General features: G+C 69.4%; 14 protein-coding genes. 8 read left to right on the top strand and 6 right to left on the bottom strand.

Annotation, left to right across the window (positions count from 1 at the left end; genetic code table 11):
• Window positions 1-51: 51 nt before the first annotated feature.
• The 3 genes from D1409_RS08690 (at window position 52) to ligA (ending at window position 4,824) form a co-directional block, all read left to right on the top strand.
• On the top strand, window positions 52-2,340 hold the full coding sequence (locus tag D1409_RS08690) for a nitric-oxide reductase large subunit (protein ID WP_123537068.1): 2,289 nt from the start codon (window positions 52-54) through the stop codon (window positions 2,338-2,340).
• Between the two features lie 80 nt (window positions 2,341-2,420).
• Complete coding sequence (locus tag D1409_RS08685) at window positions 2,421-2,675, top strand: DUF7123 family protein (protein ID WP_123536152.1); 255 nt, start codon at window positions 2,421-2,423, stop codon at window positions 2,673-2,675.
• A gap of 55 nt (window positions 2,676-2,730) precedes the next feature.
• The gene (gene ligA / locus D1409_RS08680) at window positions 2,731-4,824 is read left to right on the top strand and encodes an NAD-dependent DNA ligase LigA (RefSeq protein ID WP_123536150.1); all 2,094 of its coding nucleotides are present in this window, start codon (window positions 2,731-2,733) and stop codon (window positions 4,822-4,824) included.
• A gap of 308 nt (window positions 4,825-5,132) precedes the next feature.
• Here ligA and D1409_RS08675 read toward each other — a convergent pair whose 3' ends face one another.
• The 4 genes from D1409_RS08675 to D1409_RS08660 all read right to left on the bottom strand — a co-directional run bounded on the left by D1409_RS08675 (window position 5,133) and on the right by D1409_RS08660 (window position 8,251).
• Window positions 5,133-6,146, bottom strand: a complete 1,014-nt coding sequence (locus D1409_RS08675) for an ABC transporter permease subunit (RefSeq protein WP_123536148.1) — start codon at window positions 6,144-6,146, stop codon at window positions 5,133-5,135.
• Window positions 6,143-7,141 (bottom strand): ABC transporter ATP-binding protein, encoded by a 999-nt coding sequence (locus tag D1409_RS08670; RefSeq protein ID WP_123536145.1) that lies wholly within the window; start codon window positions 7,139-7,141, stop codon window positions 6,143-6,145. Before D1409_RS08670 ends, D1409_RS08675 begins: the two co-directional genes overlap by 4 nt.
• An 80-nt stretch (window positions 7,142-7,221) precedes the next feature.
• Window positions 7,222-7,488 (bottom strand): hypothetical protein, encoded by a 267-nt coding sequence (locus D1409_RS08665; RefSeq protein WP_123536143.1) that lies wholly within the window; start codon window positions 7,486-7,488, stop codon window positions 7,222-7,224.
• A 73-nt stretch (window positions 7,489-7,561) separates the two neighbouring features.
• On the bottom strand, window positions 7,562-8,251 hold the full coding sequence (locus D1409_RS08660; protein ID WP_123536141.1) for a hypothetical protein: 690 nt from the start codon (window positions 8,249-8,251) through the stop codon (window positions 7,562-7,564).
• A gap of 118 nt (window positions 8,252-8,369) precedes the next feature.
• Between D1409_RS08660 and D1409_RS08655 the strand changes: the two genes are divergently transcribed.
• On the top strand, window positions 8,370-9,380 hold the full coding sequence (locus D1409_RS08655; RefSeq protein WP_123536139.1) for a hypothetical protein: 1,011 nt from the start codon (window positions 8,370-8,372) through the stop codon (window positions 9,378-9,380).
• A 60-nt stretch (window positions 9,381-9,440) separates the two neighbouring features.
• Window positions 9,441-11,258: an excinuclease ABC subunit C gene (locus D1409_RS08650; RefSeq protein ID WP_123536137.1), complete on the top strand. Its 1,818-nt coding sequence runs from the start codon at window positions 9,441-9,443 to the stop codon at window positions 11,256-11,258.
• Between the two features lie 101 nt (window positions 11,259-11,359).
• Here D1409_RS08650 and D1409_RS08645 read toward each other — a convergent pair whose 3' ends face one another.
• On the bottom strand, window positions 11,360-11,596 hold the full coding sequence (locus D1409_RS08645) for a HalOD1 output domain-containing protein (protein ID WP_206425016.1): 237 nt from the start codon (window positions 11,594-11,596) through the stop codon (window positions 11,360-11,362).
• A 192-nt stretch (window positions 11,597-11,788) separates the two neighbouring features.
• The gene (locus tag D1409_RS08640; protein WP_123536133.1) at window positions 11,789-11,977 is read right to left on the bottom strand and encodes a hypothetical protein; all 189 of its coding nucleotides are present in this window, start codon (window positions 11,975-11,977) and stop codon (window positions 11,789-11,791) included.
• Window positions 11,978-12,105: 128 nt separating this feature from the next.
• On the opposite strand from D1409_RS08640, the gene D1409_RS08635 reads away from it, so the two are divergent.
• The 3 genes from D1409_RS08635 (at window position 12,106) to D1409_RS08625 (ending at window position 15,431) form a co-directional block, all read left to right on the top strand.
• Entirely contained in the window at window positions 12,106-12,513 is a 408-nt protein-coding gene (locus D1409_RS08635) for a GNAT family N-acetyltransferase (protein ID WP_123536131.1), read from the top strand.
• A 786-nt stretch (window positions 12,514-13,299) separates the two neighbouring features.
• On the top strand, window positions 13,300-14,109 hold the full coding sequence (locus tag D1409_RS08630; protein ID WP_123537067.1) for a cobalt-precorrin-7 (C(5))-methyltransferase: 810 nt from the start codon (window positions 13,300-13,302) through the stop codon (window positions 14,107-14,109).
• Window positions 14,106-15,431 (top strand): cobyrinic acid a,c-diamide synthase, encoded by a 1,326-nt coding sequence (locus tag D1409_RS08625; RefSeq protein WP_123536129.1) that lies wholly within the window; start codon window positions 14,106-14,108, stop codon window positions 15,429-15,431. Before D1409_RS08630 ends, D1409_RS08625 begins: the two co-directional genes overlap by 4 nt.
• Window positions 15,432-15,531: the final 100 nt, after the last annotated feature.

Below are 15,531 nucleotides of genomic sequence, written 5' to 3'. Positions count from 1 at the left end.
CGGTCGAGAACGGGTGGGACACTCCTATACCTGGGGATCGAACCGCCGGACATGAAGGTGAAGCGCGCGACTATCGCGAAGGTGCTGGTGGCCGTGTTCGTGTTCAACCTCGTCGTCATGGCCGGCGGCGCGTGGCTGGCCTACCAGGAGGCGCCGCCGATCCCCGAGCAGGTCGTCGGCCCGGACGGCGAGACGGTCCTGACCGGCGAGGACATCCGCGAAGGGAAGAAGGCGTTCCAGCGTGACGGCCTGATGAACCACGGGTCGATCCTCGGCAACGGCGCGTACTACGGCGTCGACTACACCGCCGACACGCTCGACCTGAAAGTCGAGCACATGCGCGACTACTACGCCCGCGAGCGCGTCGGCGAGGAGTACGCCGCGCTCGAATCCGCCGAACAGGCCGCCGTCGACGACGTGGTCCAGACCGACCTCGACGAGGGCTACGACGGCGGGAGCGTCGAGTACTCCGCGGCAGAGCTGTACGCCCACGAGCAGGTTCGTGAGGAGTACGTCGAGCGCTACCACGAGGGCGACCACGAGCGGGGCGTCCCGGTCGACATGATCGACGACGAGGAGGAGGCCCGGCAGTTCGCCGACTTCGCGCTCTGGACGGCGTGGTTCTCCCACACCGACCGGCCCGACGGCGACCACTCCTACACGAACGACTGGCCCTACCAGCCCGCCGCCGGCAACGACGCCACCGCCGCCGCGATGACCTGGAGCGTCATCGCGATGGTGCTCCTCGTGGCGGGCGCCGGCGGGGCCATCTGGCTGTACAAGGCCGTCGACCTCCCCGAACCCTCCGCGGAGGGCATCTCCGTCCCCGAACCCGGCGAGGTGAGCGTCTTCCCGAGCCAGCGCGCCGCGTTGCGGTTCGTCCCGGTCGCCGCGGGACTGTTTCTCGCGCAAGTATTACTGGGGGGACTGCTCGCGCACTTCTACATCGAGCGGGCCGGCTTCTTCGGGATGGAGGAGATCTTCGGCGTCCACATCCTCCAGTTGCTCCCGTTCGCGATGGCCAAGACGTGGCACATCGACCTCGGGATCCTCTGGATCGCGGCGACGTGGCTGGGCGCCGGGCTGTTCCTCCCGCCGCTACTGACCGGGCACGAACCCAGCCGGCAGTCGACGTACGTGAACGGGCTGCTGGGCGCGATCGTGGTGGTGACGGTCGGCGGCCTCGGCGGCATCTGGCTGGGCGCGCACGGCTACTTCGACGGCGCACTCTGGTGGCTCGTCGGCAACGAGGGCCTGGAGTACCTCGAAGTCGGGAAGGTGTGGCAGGTCGGCCTGCTCGCCGGCTTCGGGTTCTGGGCGCTGCTCTCTATCCGCGGCCTCAAGCCCATGCTCGACCGCGAACCCGTCTACGGGCTCGCTCACATGATCCTCTACGCCGGCGGCTCCATCGCCCTGCTGTTCACTGCCGGGTTCCTCTTCACCCCCGAGACCAACATCGCCGTCACCGAGTTCTGGCGCTGGTGGGTCGTCCACATGTGGGTGGAGGGCGCCTTCGAGTTCTTCATCGTCGCCATCATCGGGCTGACGCTGGTGTCGATGAACCTCCTCTCCCGTCAGAGCGCCGAGAAGGCGGTCATGCTCCAGGCCTTGCTCGTGATGTCTACGGGCGTCATCGGCGTCTCCCACCACTACTGGTGGATCGGGATGCCCGACCTCTGGGTGCCCATCGGGAGCGTCTTCTCCACCCTGGAGCTCGTTCCACTGGTGTTCATCCTCTACGAGGCCATCGGCCAGTACCGCGCGATGGCCGGGGGCGGCGAGAGCTTCCCCTACAAGCTCCCGTTCATGTTCATCATCGCCAGCGGGTTCTGGAACTTCGTCGGCGCGGGAGTGCTCGGCTTCTTCATCAACCTCCCGCTGATCAACTACTACGAACACGGGACCTACCTCACGGTCGGCCACGCCCACGCGGCGATGTTCGGCGCGTTCGGCTTCCTCGCGCTGGGGATGGTCACCTACATGCTCCGCATCGCCATCCGGCCCGACCGCTGGGACGGCTCCTGGCTCCGCGGGGCGTTCTGGCTGTGGAACGTCGGCCTCGCGCTGATGGTGTTCGTCTCCGTCCTCCCCGTCGGCTTCCTGCAACTGGAGGCCATCTTCACCGAGAGCTACGCGGCCGGCCGAAGCCTGGCGTTCTACAACCAGCCCGTCGTCCAGAACCTCTTCTGGGCGCGCCTCCCCGGCGACACCATGATCATCGCCGGGACCGCGCTGTACGCCGCGGATCTGGTCCGCAAGCGGTTCGTCCTCCGGGCGACGGAAGACGACCCCGGCGTCGACGACATGGCCGTCGCCGAAGGCGTGTTGGGCGACGACTGACCGGACACGGGACGATTTTTTCGCTGTCGGGAGCCGGAATACGGTGCATAACGATGGGGTTCGCCCCTCGATTCTCGACTATGCCGACACAATCCGGTCGGGAGGGCGCGTTCTCCGGTCCGACGCTGAGCGACACGCAGGCGGAGATCCTCTCGCACCTCCGCGAGCGAGTCGACGGCACCGCCTACCTCAAGTCGAAGTACGTCGCCGAGGAACTGGGGCTGTCCTCGAAGGAAGTGGGGATCAACATGGGGATCCTGCGCGAGCGCGCGACCGATATCGAGATCGAACAGTGGGGACGCTCGTCGAGCACGACGTGGAAGGTGACCGCCTGAGCGGGCCCGTCCGGCACCGAACGTACAAAGAGGGTGCCGCCGTGAGAGTGGGGTAATGACCGAGGAGGCGGCGGACACGGCCCCGGACAACCCGTACATCGACGACCCGACGACGGCGTTCGACCCGGTCGCGGAGCTCACGGACACCGAGGCCCGCGAGCAGGCCGAGGCCCTCCGCGAGGCCATCCGGTACCACGACCACCGCTACTACGTCGAGAACGACCCGGCGATCGACGACCGGGTGTACGACGCGCTGTTCTCCCGACTCCGGGACCTCGAGGAGGCGTTCGACAGCCAGACCGAAGACAGCCCGACCCAGCGGGTGGGCGGCGCACCGCGCGACGAACTCCCGGACGTGGAACACGTCGCCCCGATGCGCTCGATCGACCAGGGCGGCGAGGCCGACGAGGTCCGCGAGTTCGACCGCCGCGTCCGCGACGGGCTCGACGCGGCCGACTACGAGGGCGAGGTCGACTACTACTGCGAGCCGAAGTTCGACGGGCTCTCGGTGGAAGTCGTCTACGAGGGCGGCGTCTTCCAGCGGGCGGCGACCCGTGGAGACGGCGAAATCGGTGACGACGTGACCGCGAACGTCCGCACCATCCCGACGGTGCCCCAGCGCCTGCGCGGCGACTACCCGGAGTTCCTCGCGGTCCGCGGCGAGGTGTACATGCCCAAGCCCGCCTTCCAGGCGTACAACCGCGAACTCGTCGAGCGCGGCGACGAGCCGTTCGCCAACCCGCGCAACGCCGCCGCGGGGACGCTCCGCCAGCTCGATCCGTCGGTCACCGCCGAGCGCCCGCTCTCGATGTTCTTCTTCGACGTGCTCGACGGGGCGGACTTCGACACCCGCTGGGAGATGCACGAGACCTTCCCCGAGTGGGGCCTGCGCGTCTGCGAGCGGACGGAACTCGTCGACGATATCGAGGCGGCCATCGGCTACCGCGACGCCCGCCTCGACGAGCGCGACGACCTCGACTACGAGATCGACGGCGTCGTGATCTCCGTGAACGACACCGAGGCCTGCGCGGAACTGGGGACCACTTCGCGAGCGCCGCGCTGGGCGTTCGCCTACAAGTTCCCGGCCCGGAGCGAGCACACCACGCTCCGGGACGTGGTCGTCCAGGTCGGCCGGACGGGACGACTCACCCCCGTCGCGCTCATGGACCCCGTCCAGGTCGGCGGCGTCACCGTCTCGCGTGCTTCGCTCCACAACCCCGCGGAGATCGAACGGCTGGGCGTCGGCATCGGCGACGGCGTGCGCGTCCGCCGCGCAGGCGACGTGATCCCCGAGGTCGCGGAGGTCACCGACCCCGAGAGCGACGACCACTTCGAGTTCCCCGACGAGTGTCCGGTCTGCGGGAGCCCCGTCGAGCGAGACGGCCCGATGGCCTTCTGCACCGGTGGGCTGGGCTGTCGCGCCCAGCGCGAGCGGTCGGTCCAGCACTACGCCTCCCGCAAAGGCCTCGACGTCGAGGGGCTCGGCGAGGAGCGCGTCCAGCAACTCTTAGACGCCGACCTCGTCTCCGACGTGGCCGACCTCTACGAACTGTCCGTCGAGGAGCTCACCGAACTGGAGGGGTGGGGCGAGACGAGCGCCGAGAACCTCGTCGCGGAACTCGACGCCGCCCGCGAACCCCCGCTCGCGGACTTCCTCACCGCCATCGGTATCCCCGAGGTGGGACAGACGGTCGCCGCCTCCCTCGCGCGTCACTTCGGTACCTTCGACGCCGTCCGCTCGGCCGACGAGGACGAACTCCAGGCCGTCGACGACGTGGGGCCGACCGTCGCCCGCGAGATCCGCGAGTTCTTCGACAGCGAGGCCAACCGCGACGTGCTCGACCGCCTGCTGGCCCACGTCGACCCCCAGGAGGCCGAGACGACGACCGGCGACGCCCTCGACGGGCTGACCTTCGTCTTCACGGGGTCGCTGAACGGCTACACGCGGAGCGACGCGCAGGACCTCGTTGAGCGCGCGGGCGGGTCGGCGACCAGCAGCGTGTCGAGCAACACCGATTATCTGGTCCTCGGCGAGAACCCCGGCCAGACCAAGCAGGACGACGCCGCGGAGCACGAGGTTCCGGCGCTCGACGGCGTCGAGGCGTTCGAGGCGAAACTGCGGGAGTACGGCGTCGATATCGAGGGGTGAACGTTCGCGGTGGCGCGCGCTGTCGCGCGCTTTCATGCGCGCGACGAAGCCGCGCGAGGGATGAGCGACCGAAGGGAGCGAATCGGTTGGGGAGGTGTGAGGCCGTCTGCGGTGCTGTGCTGGGTGGTCGCGGTCCCTGGCGTCCTGACGAGCGGAGCGAGTCAGGGCTCGGAAGACGAACGGAGTGAGTCTTCCGGTGGACTGAAAGGGCGAGCGGGCCGAGGGCTTTCAGCGCTGGCTGTCGGGTACGCTCTCACCAGAACCAACCGATCAGAGAGTACAAAAACGAAAACCGACCGGAACGACAGCTACAGGTCGACGCGGTCGAACGTGTAGTAGCTGATCGCGGCGGCGAGGCCGATCCAGAGGAAGAAGCTCACGAACACGGCGGGGTCGGAGAACTGGAGCGGGAGCGAGGACCCGGCGCTCTCACAGACCGTCCGGTTCCCGAACATGCTCTGGACGGTCTGGGGGTTCCCGTTGAGCACGTCGCCGCAGATGGTCCCCATCGACTCCTGGTCCTGCTGGAACATGCTGTAGCGGGCGGTCATCGCGGCGCCGTCGCCCTCGCCGAGCATGGAGTTGGTGAGCGTCTTGTACGCCTGGGTCGGGCTGAGCAGTTTGACGAACAGGACGGCCTGCCAGCGGAGCGCGCCGGTGACACCGAGGTAGTCGGCGAGGCCGTCGCCGACCGCGTTGGCCAGCGAGTTCCAGCCGAAGGAGATGTAGAAGTAGACGATGCCGGCGCCGGCCAGCGACCGGAGGTTCGTCGACATCGCACCGGAGATGCTGACGACGAACGCGACCATCACCAGCGTGAAGGCGAACGTGAACAGCGTGAACCACGCGAACACGTCGAACTTGAACGTGAACTGCGAGACGGCGAAGAACGCTCCCGTCAGTCCGAGCGCCACCAGGAGCGGGACGCCGACGACGGCGCTCCGGCCGATGACCTTCCCGATTATCACGTCACGGCGCGAGAACGGCAGCGACAGGAGCACCTTCAGCGACCCGCTGGTCCGCTCCTCCGAGATAGCGGCGTACCCCGCGAAGATCACGACGATCGGGACCAGCAGCGTCACGATGTTCAGGTACGACGACGAGATGAAGTACTGCATCCCGATGTCCTGGGCCTGTCGACCGAGGTTCTCCTCGAGGAAGAGCACCTGTGCGCCCGGGATCAGGAACAGCGCGGTGAAGAGGAAGGAGAGCACCCAGAGCCCCTTCGAGCGGATGGCGTCGCGGAACTCCTTCTTCGCGACGGGGTACCAGTCGAAGGCGTCGCGCAGGGCGCCGTCCAGTCCCTCGTTCTGGGCGCTCATCGGGCGTCACCTCCCTCGGCGGCCTCGGCGTCGTCCGCCGATTCGGCGCCGCCCGGTGTTCCCGCCGGCGCGGACGGGCGCTCGCCGTCCGCCTCCGTGTAGGCGGCGAACAGGTCCTCGAGCGACGCCTCCCGCGTCTCGAAGTCGTGCACGTCGACGCCGGCGTCCTCGATGGCGGTGAGCACGTCCATCTTCGAATCGCTGTCGCAGGTGACGACGAGGTCGTCGCCCTCGACGGTCGCGTTCTCGACGGTGTCGACCTCGCGAGCGGCCGCGGCGGCGGTCTCGGCGTCGGCCGGGTCGACGCTCACGACGAGTCGCGTCCCGGTGTCGGTGGCGGCGCGCAGGCCCTCGACGCTGTCTTCGGCGATGATCTCGCCGTTCTGCAGGATGGCGACCTCGTCGCACACCGACTCGACCTGTCCGAGGATGTGCGAGGAGAAGAAGACGGTCGCGCCGCGTTCGTTCTCCTCGCGGACGATCTGTCGCATCAGTCGCGCGCCGTTGGGGTCGAGGCCGGTGGACGGCTCGTCGAGGATCAGCAGGTCGGGTTCGCCGACGAGGGCCATCCCGAGCGCGAGGCGCTGTTGCATCCCTTTCGAATAGCCGCCCGTCTTGCGTTCGGCGTCCTCGAGGTCGAGGCCGACGCGGTCGAGGATCGCCGCGACGTCGAGGTCGGCCCGCTTGGCCTCCGCGACGAACTCCAGGTGCTGACGACCGGTCAACCGGTCGTAGAGGTCGTACCCGTCGGGGAGCACGCCCAGGCGCTCGCGGATCGCCTCGGAGTCCTCGCGCGCGTCCATCCCGAGCACGGTCGCCGACCCTGCGGTCGGGCGGACGAAGTCGAGCAGGATGTCGATGGTCGTCGTCTTCCCGGCGCCGTTCGGCCCCAGAAATCCGAAGACTTCCCCGTCCTCGACGGTCATGTCTACCCCCCGTAGCGCGGTGACGTCGCCGAACCGTTTCGTCACGCCGTCGAGTTCGATGGCTGGCATGGGCGGGGCTTTCTCGCCCTCATGTATAGGTTTTCATAAGTTCCGAGCGACCGGCACGGGTCCCCGGCGGCGGCGCCCGGCTACACCTCGTCGTCGGGGTCGTGTTTCTCGGCCATCGACTGGGCCTGCGTCGCGTAGCGCTCGCGCTCGTCGGGGTCGGCCGTCGGCTCCAGCCGGTCGGGTTCGACGTCGATGGCGGCGGTGGTCGGCTTCCGCGAGAGCAACTGGAAGGAGAGCTGTTTCGTGACCTGGCGCTCGCCGTCGGGCGTCGCGTACACCAGCGTGACGAGGTTCTCGTCGCGGGACTGGCGGTCGACCAGCCAGCACCTGACGCTGTCGTCGCTCATACCACCCCGTGGGTCCCCCGCGTGCTTGTAGCCAGCGGTCGAGACCGGGGGCGTGGACCGGTCCCGACACCGCTCAGCGCGCTCGCGTCCCGGACCGGTACCCGCGTCGCGCCGGCGTCCTCGCTTCGTCGCGTTCGCGACGGGCGACCACGACGCCCATCGCGTGTTCGACCAGCAGCCCCGTCGCGAGCACGACCCCGCCGACCGTGGCAGGCGCGAGCCCGACGCTCGAGACGAGGTCGACGGCGGGTTCGGCTCCCTCGACGCGCGTGTTCAGCGCGAACCAGACACCCGCCGCGGTCGCCGTGAGGAGGCTGTAGCCGACGGTCTGGGGGTCGAACAGGCGCTCGGTGAGCGGGGCGCCGCGGAGGGCGTTGGTCTCGACGGTGTGCTGGACAGCGAGCGCGACGGCGAAGGCGACGCCGCCGACGAACGCGCCGCGGAGCCCGCCGAGGGCGGTGACGACCGCGAACCACCCGACCCAGAGGACGGTCTCGCTGACGCTGACCGCTAGCGTCCCGCCGAGCGGAAACCCGACGGCGGTCCCGTTGACGGCAAGGTCGGTGAGAAACTGCGACACCTGCAGGCCGACGAGCAGGACGACGACCCCGACGCCCACGGAGCGCGAGAGGGGGTCCGCGCCGTCGAACAGCGCGAGCCAGACCCCCAGCACGGCCACTTCGACCCCCGTGACCACCAGGACGAGCACCCATCGGTACAGCACCGCGAACCGCTCCGTCCGGAACCGGTCGAGGGCGCGCACGTCTCGGGTTCGCCCGGTCGGGGAGTTTGTTATGTGGGGCTTACTCTCGGTCCCGGCTCCGCGGGCCGCCGTGCCCACCGGCGCACGATTTAAGACGGTGTGACTGCCTCCTACGAGTATGTCCTGGCTCGCCCGGTGGTTCGACCGCGTTCGGGGGCGCGGGGGACGGGCGTGGGCCGGATCTGCCGAAGACCTGCTGTTCGACGGTGAATCGGTCGAACAGCGGGTCGACCTGGAGGACGGGAATCGGGTCGTCGTCACCTCTCACCGCCTGCTGGCGTTCACGCCGGAGAGCGGCGGGGAGAACTATCGCGACGTCGACCTGCCGAACGTCGCCGACGTGCGCGCCGGCCACGAGGGCGAGCGCAACCTCCTCTGGCAGGGCGGACGCACGTTCCTCTACGGTGCCATCCTCCTCGCAGTCGGCGTCTTCCTCGACTTCGAGTCGTTCGTCCCGACGGACGTCTTCTCGAGTAGCGAAGCGACCGGGCGACTCGGGATCGGCGGCGTGCTCGGCCTGCTCCAGCGCTTCCTCGGCCTCGTCGCACGCCTCGACGAGTTCGCCCGGCTGATCGGCGCGCTGCTCGTCCTCTTCGCCGTCTTCGTCTTCGGCGTGTACCTGCTGACCCGCGACAGCGTGCTGGTCGTGGACGTCGCCGGCGACGACGAGGCGATCCGCGTCCCGGCGTCGGACGCGACCCTCGACGGCGCCGTCGCGGACCTGCAGGCCGCACTGTTCGGCACCGGCGCCACCGTCGAGTCGGAATCCGGCGACCTCGCCGATGCGGGCGTCAGCGAAACACCGGGCGAAGCGGGCGACCCGGTAGCGTCGCCTTCCGACGCGGAGACAGGTGATTCGGACCCGCTGGCCGCCGATTCCGGCGCGGTCAGGAGCGGCGGCATCGTCGACGGGCGGGAGCCGACGGCGAGCGAACGCGACGGTGTGGGTCCGGCGAACGAGGAAGTGAACGAAGAGGAGGTCCTCGAAGACGTGGAGCGGGCCGTCCGCGAGACCAGCCGGACCGACTTCTCGGAGACGGTCGACGAGGTCGTCGAGGGGCCCGACGAGAGTGGCGCGGAGGAGGGGGACCCTGACCGGGGAACGGGCGGGTTCGAGTTCGGGCGGTGACGCGGTGCGGTCGACCCGCGGACGCAGGGTTCAAATTCGCCGAGTCGCTACCACTGAGCGATGGATCCCGACGCGGTCCGGGAGCGCGTGGCCGACCTGCCCGCCGAGCCCGGCGTCTACCAGTTCCTCGCCCGGCGGTCGCGGGGACGGGACGACACCGACGGGGAGCGGCACGCCGCAGACTCGTACGAGCGCGTCCTCTACGTGGGGAAGGCGGTTGACCTGCGGAGTCGGGTGCGCTCCTACGCCGACCCGCGGAGCGAGCGCATCAGGCGGATGGTCCGCGAGGCCGAGTCCGTCGACGTGGCCGTCACGGACACGGAGACGCAAGCCCTGCTCCTCGAGGCGAACCTCATCAAACGCCACCGGCCGCGGTACAACGTCCGCCTGAAAGACGACAAGTCCTACCCGCTCGTCCAGTTGACCGACCACGAGTTCCCCCGGATCGAGATCACGCGCGACCCCGACCCCGGCGCCACCGTCTTCGGTCCCTTCACCGACAAGGGCCGCCTGGAGACGGTGCTCAAGGCCGCCCGCGAGACCTACGGTCTCAGGGGCTGTTCGGACCACAAGTTCGCCAACCGGGACCGGCCGTGTCTCGACCACGACATCGGCCTCTGCTCGGGCCCGTGCGTCGCCGAGACGGACGTCGACACCGAGGCGTATCTCGGGGACGTCGAGGCCGTCGAGCGCTTCTTCGAGGGCGAAACCGGGGCGCTCGCCGACCCGATCCGTCGGGAGATGGAGGCGGCGGCGGGCGACCAGCAGTTCGAGCGGGCGGCGAACCTCCGCGACCGGCTAGACGCCGTCGAAGCGATCCACGGTGAGGCCGGCGACGCCGTCGCCAGCGAAGGGCGCCACGAGGACTCCGACCGCGAGCGCGAGCGGGTGATCGACGTGCTCGGCGTCGCCGTCGAGGGCGAGACGGCCACCGTGGCCCGCCTCCACAGCGAGGACGGCAAACTCGTCGACCGCGACCGCCACACGCTGGACGCGCCCGAGGGCGAGCGCTCCGGCGCGGTGCTCGCGGCCTTCATCGCCCAGTACTACGCCGAACGCGACCTCCCCGACGCGATCCTGTGTTCGGACCACCCCGACGACCCCGACCTGGCCGACTGGCTGGAGCGCGAGGGCGTCGGCCTGCGCGTCCCCGGCACGGGCCGCGAGTCGACGCTCGTGGACCTCGCACTGAAGAACGCCCGCAGCCGGGACCGCCGGGACGACGAGGGCCGCGCGCTCGCCGAGGCGCTCGGCCTGGACTCGCGAGTGAGTCGCATCGAGGGGTTCGACGTGAGCCACGCCCAGGGGAAATCCGCCGTGGGGAGCGACGTGACGTTCGTGGACGGGAGCCCCGAGAAGTCGGACTACCGGCGGAAGAAACTCGACGACACCAACGACGACTACGCGAACATGCGGTCGCTGGTCCGCTGGCGCGCCGACCGCGCCGTCGAGGGCCGTGACGAGCGTCCCGACCCAGACCTCCTCCTGATCGACGGCGGCGAGGGACAGCTCGGCGCGGCCAGGGACGCGCTCGCCGAAGCGGGGTGGGACGTGCCGGTCGTCGCGCTGGCGAAGGACGAGGAACTGGTCGTCACGCCCGCGCGCGTCCACGACTGGGACGACGACGCCTCGCACCTGCACCTCCTCCAGCGCGTCCGCGACGAGGCCCACCGCTTCGCCGTGCAGTACCACCAGACCCTGCGCGACGAGGTGTCCACGGTCCTGGACGACCTCGACGGAGTCGGTCCCCAGACCCGCAAGCGACTCCTCCGCCGGTTCGGGAGCGTCGAGAACGTCCGCTCGGCCTCACGGGACGAACTGGAACGGGTCGACGGCGTCGGCGCGAAGACCGCACAGACGCTCGCGGACCGACTCTGAACGCGCTACTGGCGTGATTCCCCCTGTCGACGCGTGGCTCGGTGGAGCACTCGGCGGTCAGGGGTCGGTCGACGCAGGGACCTGTTCGTCCGCGGCCCGACTCACGCGCTGTGAGTTCGAACGCGGTCGAATTCACACACCTCGACGGTCCGCGCTCCCGACACGTCGACGGTGTACCCGCAGTAGTCGAACTCGACCGAGACCGCCTCGGTCAGCGGTGACTCGACGAACATCTCGAGCGTGTCGGGGTCGACGGCAGTGTACAGCGGCGGGAGATCGGTGGGACTGACCGACTCGCGTTCGGCGACCGCCGAGACGATTGAGAAAGCGATCTCCACTACTACATCCACTGGACGGAGGTAGAAAAAGCGTCGACTTTGTGAGCATCCGAGTGACTCAAAAACTGCTGTATATGCGATTGTGGGCCGAAACTGCTGGACGTTCGATCTAGTTTGCGTTCGAGTGGACGATTCTGTTTGTCGCCGGTCCTTGGATCGACTGTCGCGACAGATCGCGAGTTCCACGGGCGGTCAGTCCCGCTCGGACTCGAGTTCGTCTACTCGCCGTCGTAGCTCCGCGATCTCCTCGCCGCGGTCGTCCGACGTGGCCCTGTTGAGTAAGACTACGACGCCGAGGAACAACGGAACCGACACGACGATCCAGAAGAATAACACCGTCAGCAGCTCCGGACCGCCGCCCTGAAGCGGGATCATGCTCACGTTCTCTGTCAGGACCGGCTTTGCTCTTTCGGGAACAGCGTGTCGGAGAATCGGGACCGGCCCGACCCATCGGCGCGTCCGACCACGAGACCGCCGGCGTTTATCCCTCTCCCGCCTTCCCTCTCCGTATGGAGTACGAACTCCGCGAGTCCGTTCCCGACCCGGAGACGTTCGTCGCCCTCCGTGACGCCGCCGACATGAGCCCCCGGTCGCTCGAAGCGGCCCGCCGCGGCCTGCCGAACACGATGTACGGCGTCTCGATGGTCGAGACGGGGGCGGGTGAGACCGTCGGGATGGCCCGAATCGTCGGCGACGGCGGCTCGGTCTACCACATCTGCGACATGGTCGTCCACCCCGACCATCAGGGCCGGGGTCTGGGATCCCGGATGATGGACGCGCTGATGAGCTACATCGAAGACGAGGCTCCGGAGACCGCGTACGTGAACCTGATGGCGGACGTCGACGGCTTCTACGAGCAGTGGGGGTTCGAGCGGACCGCTCCCGTCTCGAAGGCGATGTTTCTGCCCGGGGAGTAGTTTTTAGTGCAGGTGTGGGTGTGTGCCGGACGGCTTCGGCACGCTCGCCAGGCGTCGTTTCGGGCTGCTCCGACAGCCTGCGCTGAAAGCCCTCGGCCGGCTCGCTAGCAGTCGTCGCTACCGCAGGAGACAGCCAGCGCTGAAAGCCCTCGACCCGCTCGCGGTCGCTGGGCTGGATATCCTCGTTCGCGTCGTGGTGCTCCCTGCGGTCGCACCACTCGGCGCTCACTCGGATAGGGCCAGCCCAGCGACTCCCCGTTCGGCGCGAGCGCGTCTCGCCCTTTCAGTCCACCGGAAGACTCACTCCGTTCGTCTTCCGAGCCCTGACTCGCTCCGCTCGTCAGGACGCCAGGAACCGCGACCGCCCCGCACGGCGCCGCAGACGGCCACACGCCTCCCCAACCGATTGCGGTGTCTGCGGGCGACCCGCGAGTCGCCCGCATGGCCCGAGGGACCGTCGGTCCCTCGCTGCTCGCTCCGCTGTCACCGAAAATCGAAGATTTTCGAGATCACGAGAGAGCTTCGCTCTCTCGAACGACGCTCCTCATCCACCGTCAGAGCAAGCTCTGACGAGCCTTCGCTCGCAGGCTCGCGAAGACCTCGCGCGGCTTCCGTCGCGCGCATGAAAGCGCGCTCGAGCGCGCGCCACAGCATTCCTCCAACGGGCTGTAACCCGGCTTACTCGGCGCCGATTCGAGCACTCGCGGACGGGCCAACTGTGGTGCCCCCTCGAAGGCGCGCTCGTCCGGAACAGTGAACCCGCCCCTGGCCGTGAGCGGAGACAACGTGACAGACGCATCCGACTTCGACGACCGACCGCCGGAGGCCGTCGCGGCCGCGGCGCCCGAACAGTCGGCCGACGGCCCGCTCTACGCCGTCGGCATCGGCCCCGGAAACCTCGAGTACCTCACACCGCGGGGCGAGCGCACCGTCCGAGAGGCCGACGCGGTCGTCGGGTTCGAGACCGTCGTCGACTACGTCGCGGAACGGGTCGACGGCGAGACGTTTGCCTGCGGCTACGACGACGAGCGCGAGACGCTAAGGGCCTTCGCGGACCGGGTCGCGGACGGCGCCGCGGGCACTGCGGTCCTGATGGGCGACCCGAACTTCTCGGGCTACCAGTTCCTCGGCCGCGTCGAGCGAGCGGTCGACCGACCGGTCCGTGTGATCCCGGGCATCTCCTCGCTCCAGATCGCGGCCAGTCGCGCTCGGACTCCTATGGAGGACTCGACGTTCGTCACGCTCCACAAGCGCGGCGACCTCGCCGCCGACCGCGAACGCCTCCGCGCGGACGCCGGCGAGCGTCACCTGCTCGTCCTCCCGCGACCCTACGACGTGATGCCCGGTGACGTCGCCGCCGACCTGCTCGATGCCGGCGCGAGCGACTCGCTGACCGCGCTGGTGTACGAGCGACTGACGCACGACGACGAGGCCGTCACGCGGACGTCTCTCGGAGAACTGGCGACTCACGCGGGCGGCTCCGGCCCGGACGAGACGCCGTTCTCCGACCTCTCGGTGCTCGTCGTCCGGGCGGAGACGGCAGACTCGGGAGGAGGCGGCTCGGGAGGGGCGGACTCGCGAGGAGAGGGCTCGTGAATGGGTTCGTCCTCGGCGGGACGAGTTCGGGCGTCGGGAAGACCGTGGCGACGCTCGCGACCGTCCGGGCGCTCGACCGGGAGGGGATCGCCGTCCAGCCGGCGAAGGCCGGCCCTGACTTCATCGACCCGAGCCACCACGAACGCGTCGCGGGGCGCCCCTCCCGAACGCTCGACCGCTGGTTGCAGGGCCCCGACGGTCTGCGTCGCAACTACCACCGCGGTGACGGCGACATCTGCGTCGTCGAGGGCGTCATGGGTCTCTACGACGGCGACGGCTCCAGCACCGCGATGGTCGCCGAGACGCTCGACCTCCCCGTCGTGCTCGTCGTCGACGCCAGCGCCGGGATGGAGAGCGTCGCCGCGACGGCGCTAGGTTTCCGGGAGTACGCTCGAACCGCTGGCCGGGACGTCGACGTGGCGGGCGTCGTCGCCCAGCGCGCCCACGGCGGCCGCCACGCCGAGGGGATCCGCGGCGCGCTCCCGGAGGGGATGACCTACTTCGGCCGGATCCCGCCCAGCGACGACCTGGCGATCCCCGACCGTCACCTCGGTCTCCACATGGGCGAGGAGGCGCCGATCGACGCCGAGGCGCTGGACGCCGCAGCCGAACACCTCCGGACGGATCGTCTGCGTGAGGTGGCTCGGACGCCGCCAGAGCCGGAACCGGACTCCGCGGAGCAGGCGCCCGGACGAACTACGACCGAGGACTCCGCTCGCCCCCGGATCGCCGTCGCGCGCGACGAGGCGTTCTGTTTCGTCTACCCGGCGACGCTCGAACGGGTCCGCGACCGGGGTGAACTCGTCACCTTCGAACCCGCGAACGGCGAGGACCTGCCCGACTGCGACGGCGTCTACCTCCCCGGCGGGTATCCAGAGCGCCACGCCGCCGCGCTCGCGGAGAGCCCGGCGCTCGACACTCTCGCCGACCGCGCCGCCGACGGCCTCCCCGTCCTCGGGGAGTGCGGCGGGCTGATGGCGCTCTCGGAGTCGCTCACGACTGTCGACGGCGACACGCACGAGATGGCCGGTGTCCTCCCCGCGGACGTGCAGATGCACGACCGGTACCAGGCGCTCGACCACGTCGAACTCGTCGCGACGGCGGACACGCTCACCGCGGACACCGGCGAAACGCGGCGGGGCCACGAGTTCCACTACTCCATAGCCGACCCCGCTTCCGACGCCCGCTTCGCCTTCGACGTGGAACGCGGCGACGGCATCGCCGACAGTCGGGACGGCCTCACCGAGTACCGGACGCTGGGCACCTACTGCCACTGCCACCCCGAGAGCGGCGCCGTCGACGCCTTCCTCGACGCGCTGTAGCCGCTCCCGTCACGAACGGCCTCGCCGTTCGATCGGTCGGAATCTGCCGGTTCGAGGGCGCGCTCGCCGATTCTTCCTGGGGAATCCAGACGTTTCGACC

The sequence above is a fragment of the Halosimplex salinum genome, assembly GCF_003730195.1.
GTDB classification, from domain to species: Archaea; Halobacteriota; Halobacteria; order Halobacteriales; family Haloarculaceae; genus Halosimplex; species Halosimplex salinum.
This window is presented reverse-complemented; position numbering and strand designations above follow the sequence as displayed.

Coding starts and splice junctions, on each gene's coding strand:
- D1409_RS08690 (WP_123537068.1), top strand. CDS start 52: ATGAAGGTGAAGCGCGCGACTATCGCGAAGGTGCTGGTGGCCGTGTTC.
- D1409_RS08685 (WP_123536152.1), top strand. CDS start 2,421: ATGCCGACACAATCCGGTCGGGAGGGCGCGTTCTCCGGTCCGACGCTG.
- ligA (WP_123536150.1), top strand. CDS start 2,731: ATGACCGAGGAGGCGGCGGACACGGCCCCGGACAACCCGTACATCGAC.
- D1409_RS08675 (WP_123536148.1), bottom strand. CDS start 6,146: ATGAGCGCCCAGAACGAGGGACTGGACGGCGCCCTGCGCGACGCCTTC.
- D1409_RS08670 (WP_123536145.1), bottom strand. CDS start 7,141: ATGCCAGCCATCGAACTCGACGGCGTGACGAAACGGTTCGGCGACGTC.
- D1409_RS08665 (WP_123536143.1), bottom strand. CDS start 7,488: ATGAGCGACGACAGCGTCAGGTGCTGGCTGGTCGACCGCCAGTCCCGC.
- D1409_RS08655 (WP_123536139.1), top strand. CDS start 8,370: ATGTCCTGGCTCGCCCGGTGGTTCGACCGCGTTCGGGGGCGCGGGGGA.
- D1409_RS08650 (WP_123536137.1), top strand. CDS start 9,441: ATGGATCCCGACGCGGTCCGGGAGCGCGTGGCCGACCTGCCCGCCGAG.
- D1409_RS08635 (WP_123536131.1), top strand. CDS start 12,106: ATGGAGTACGAACTCCGCGAGTCCGTTCCCGACCCGGAGACGTTCGTC.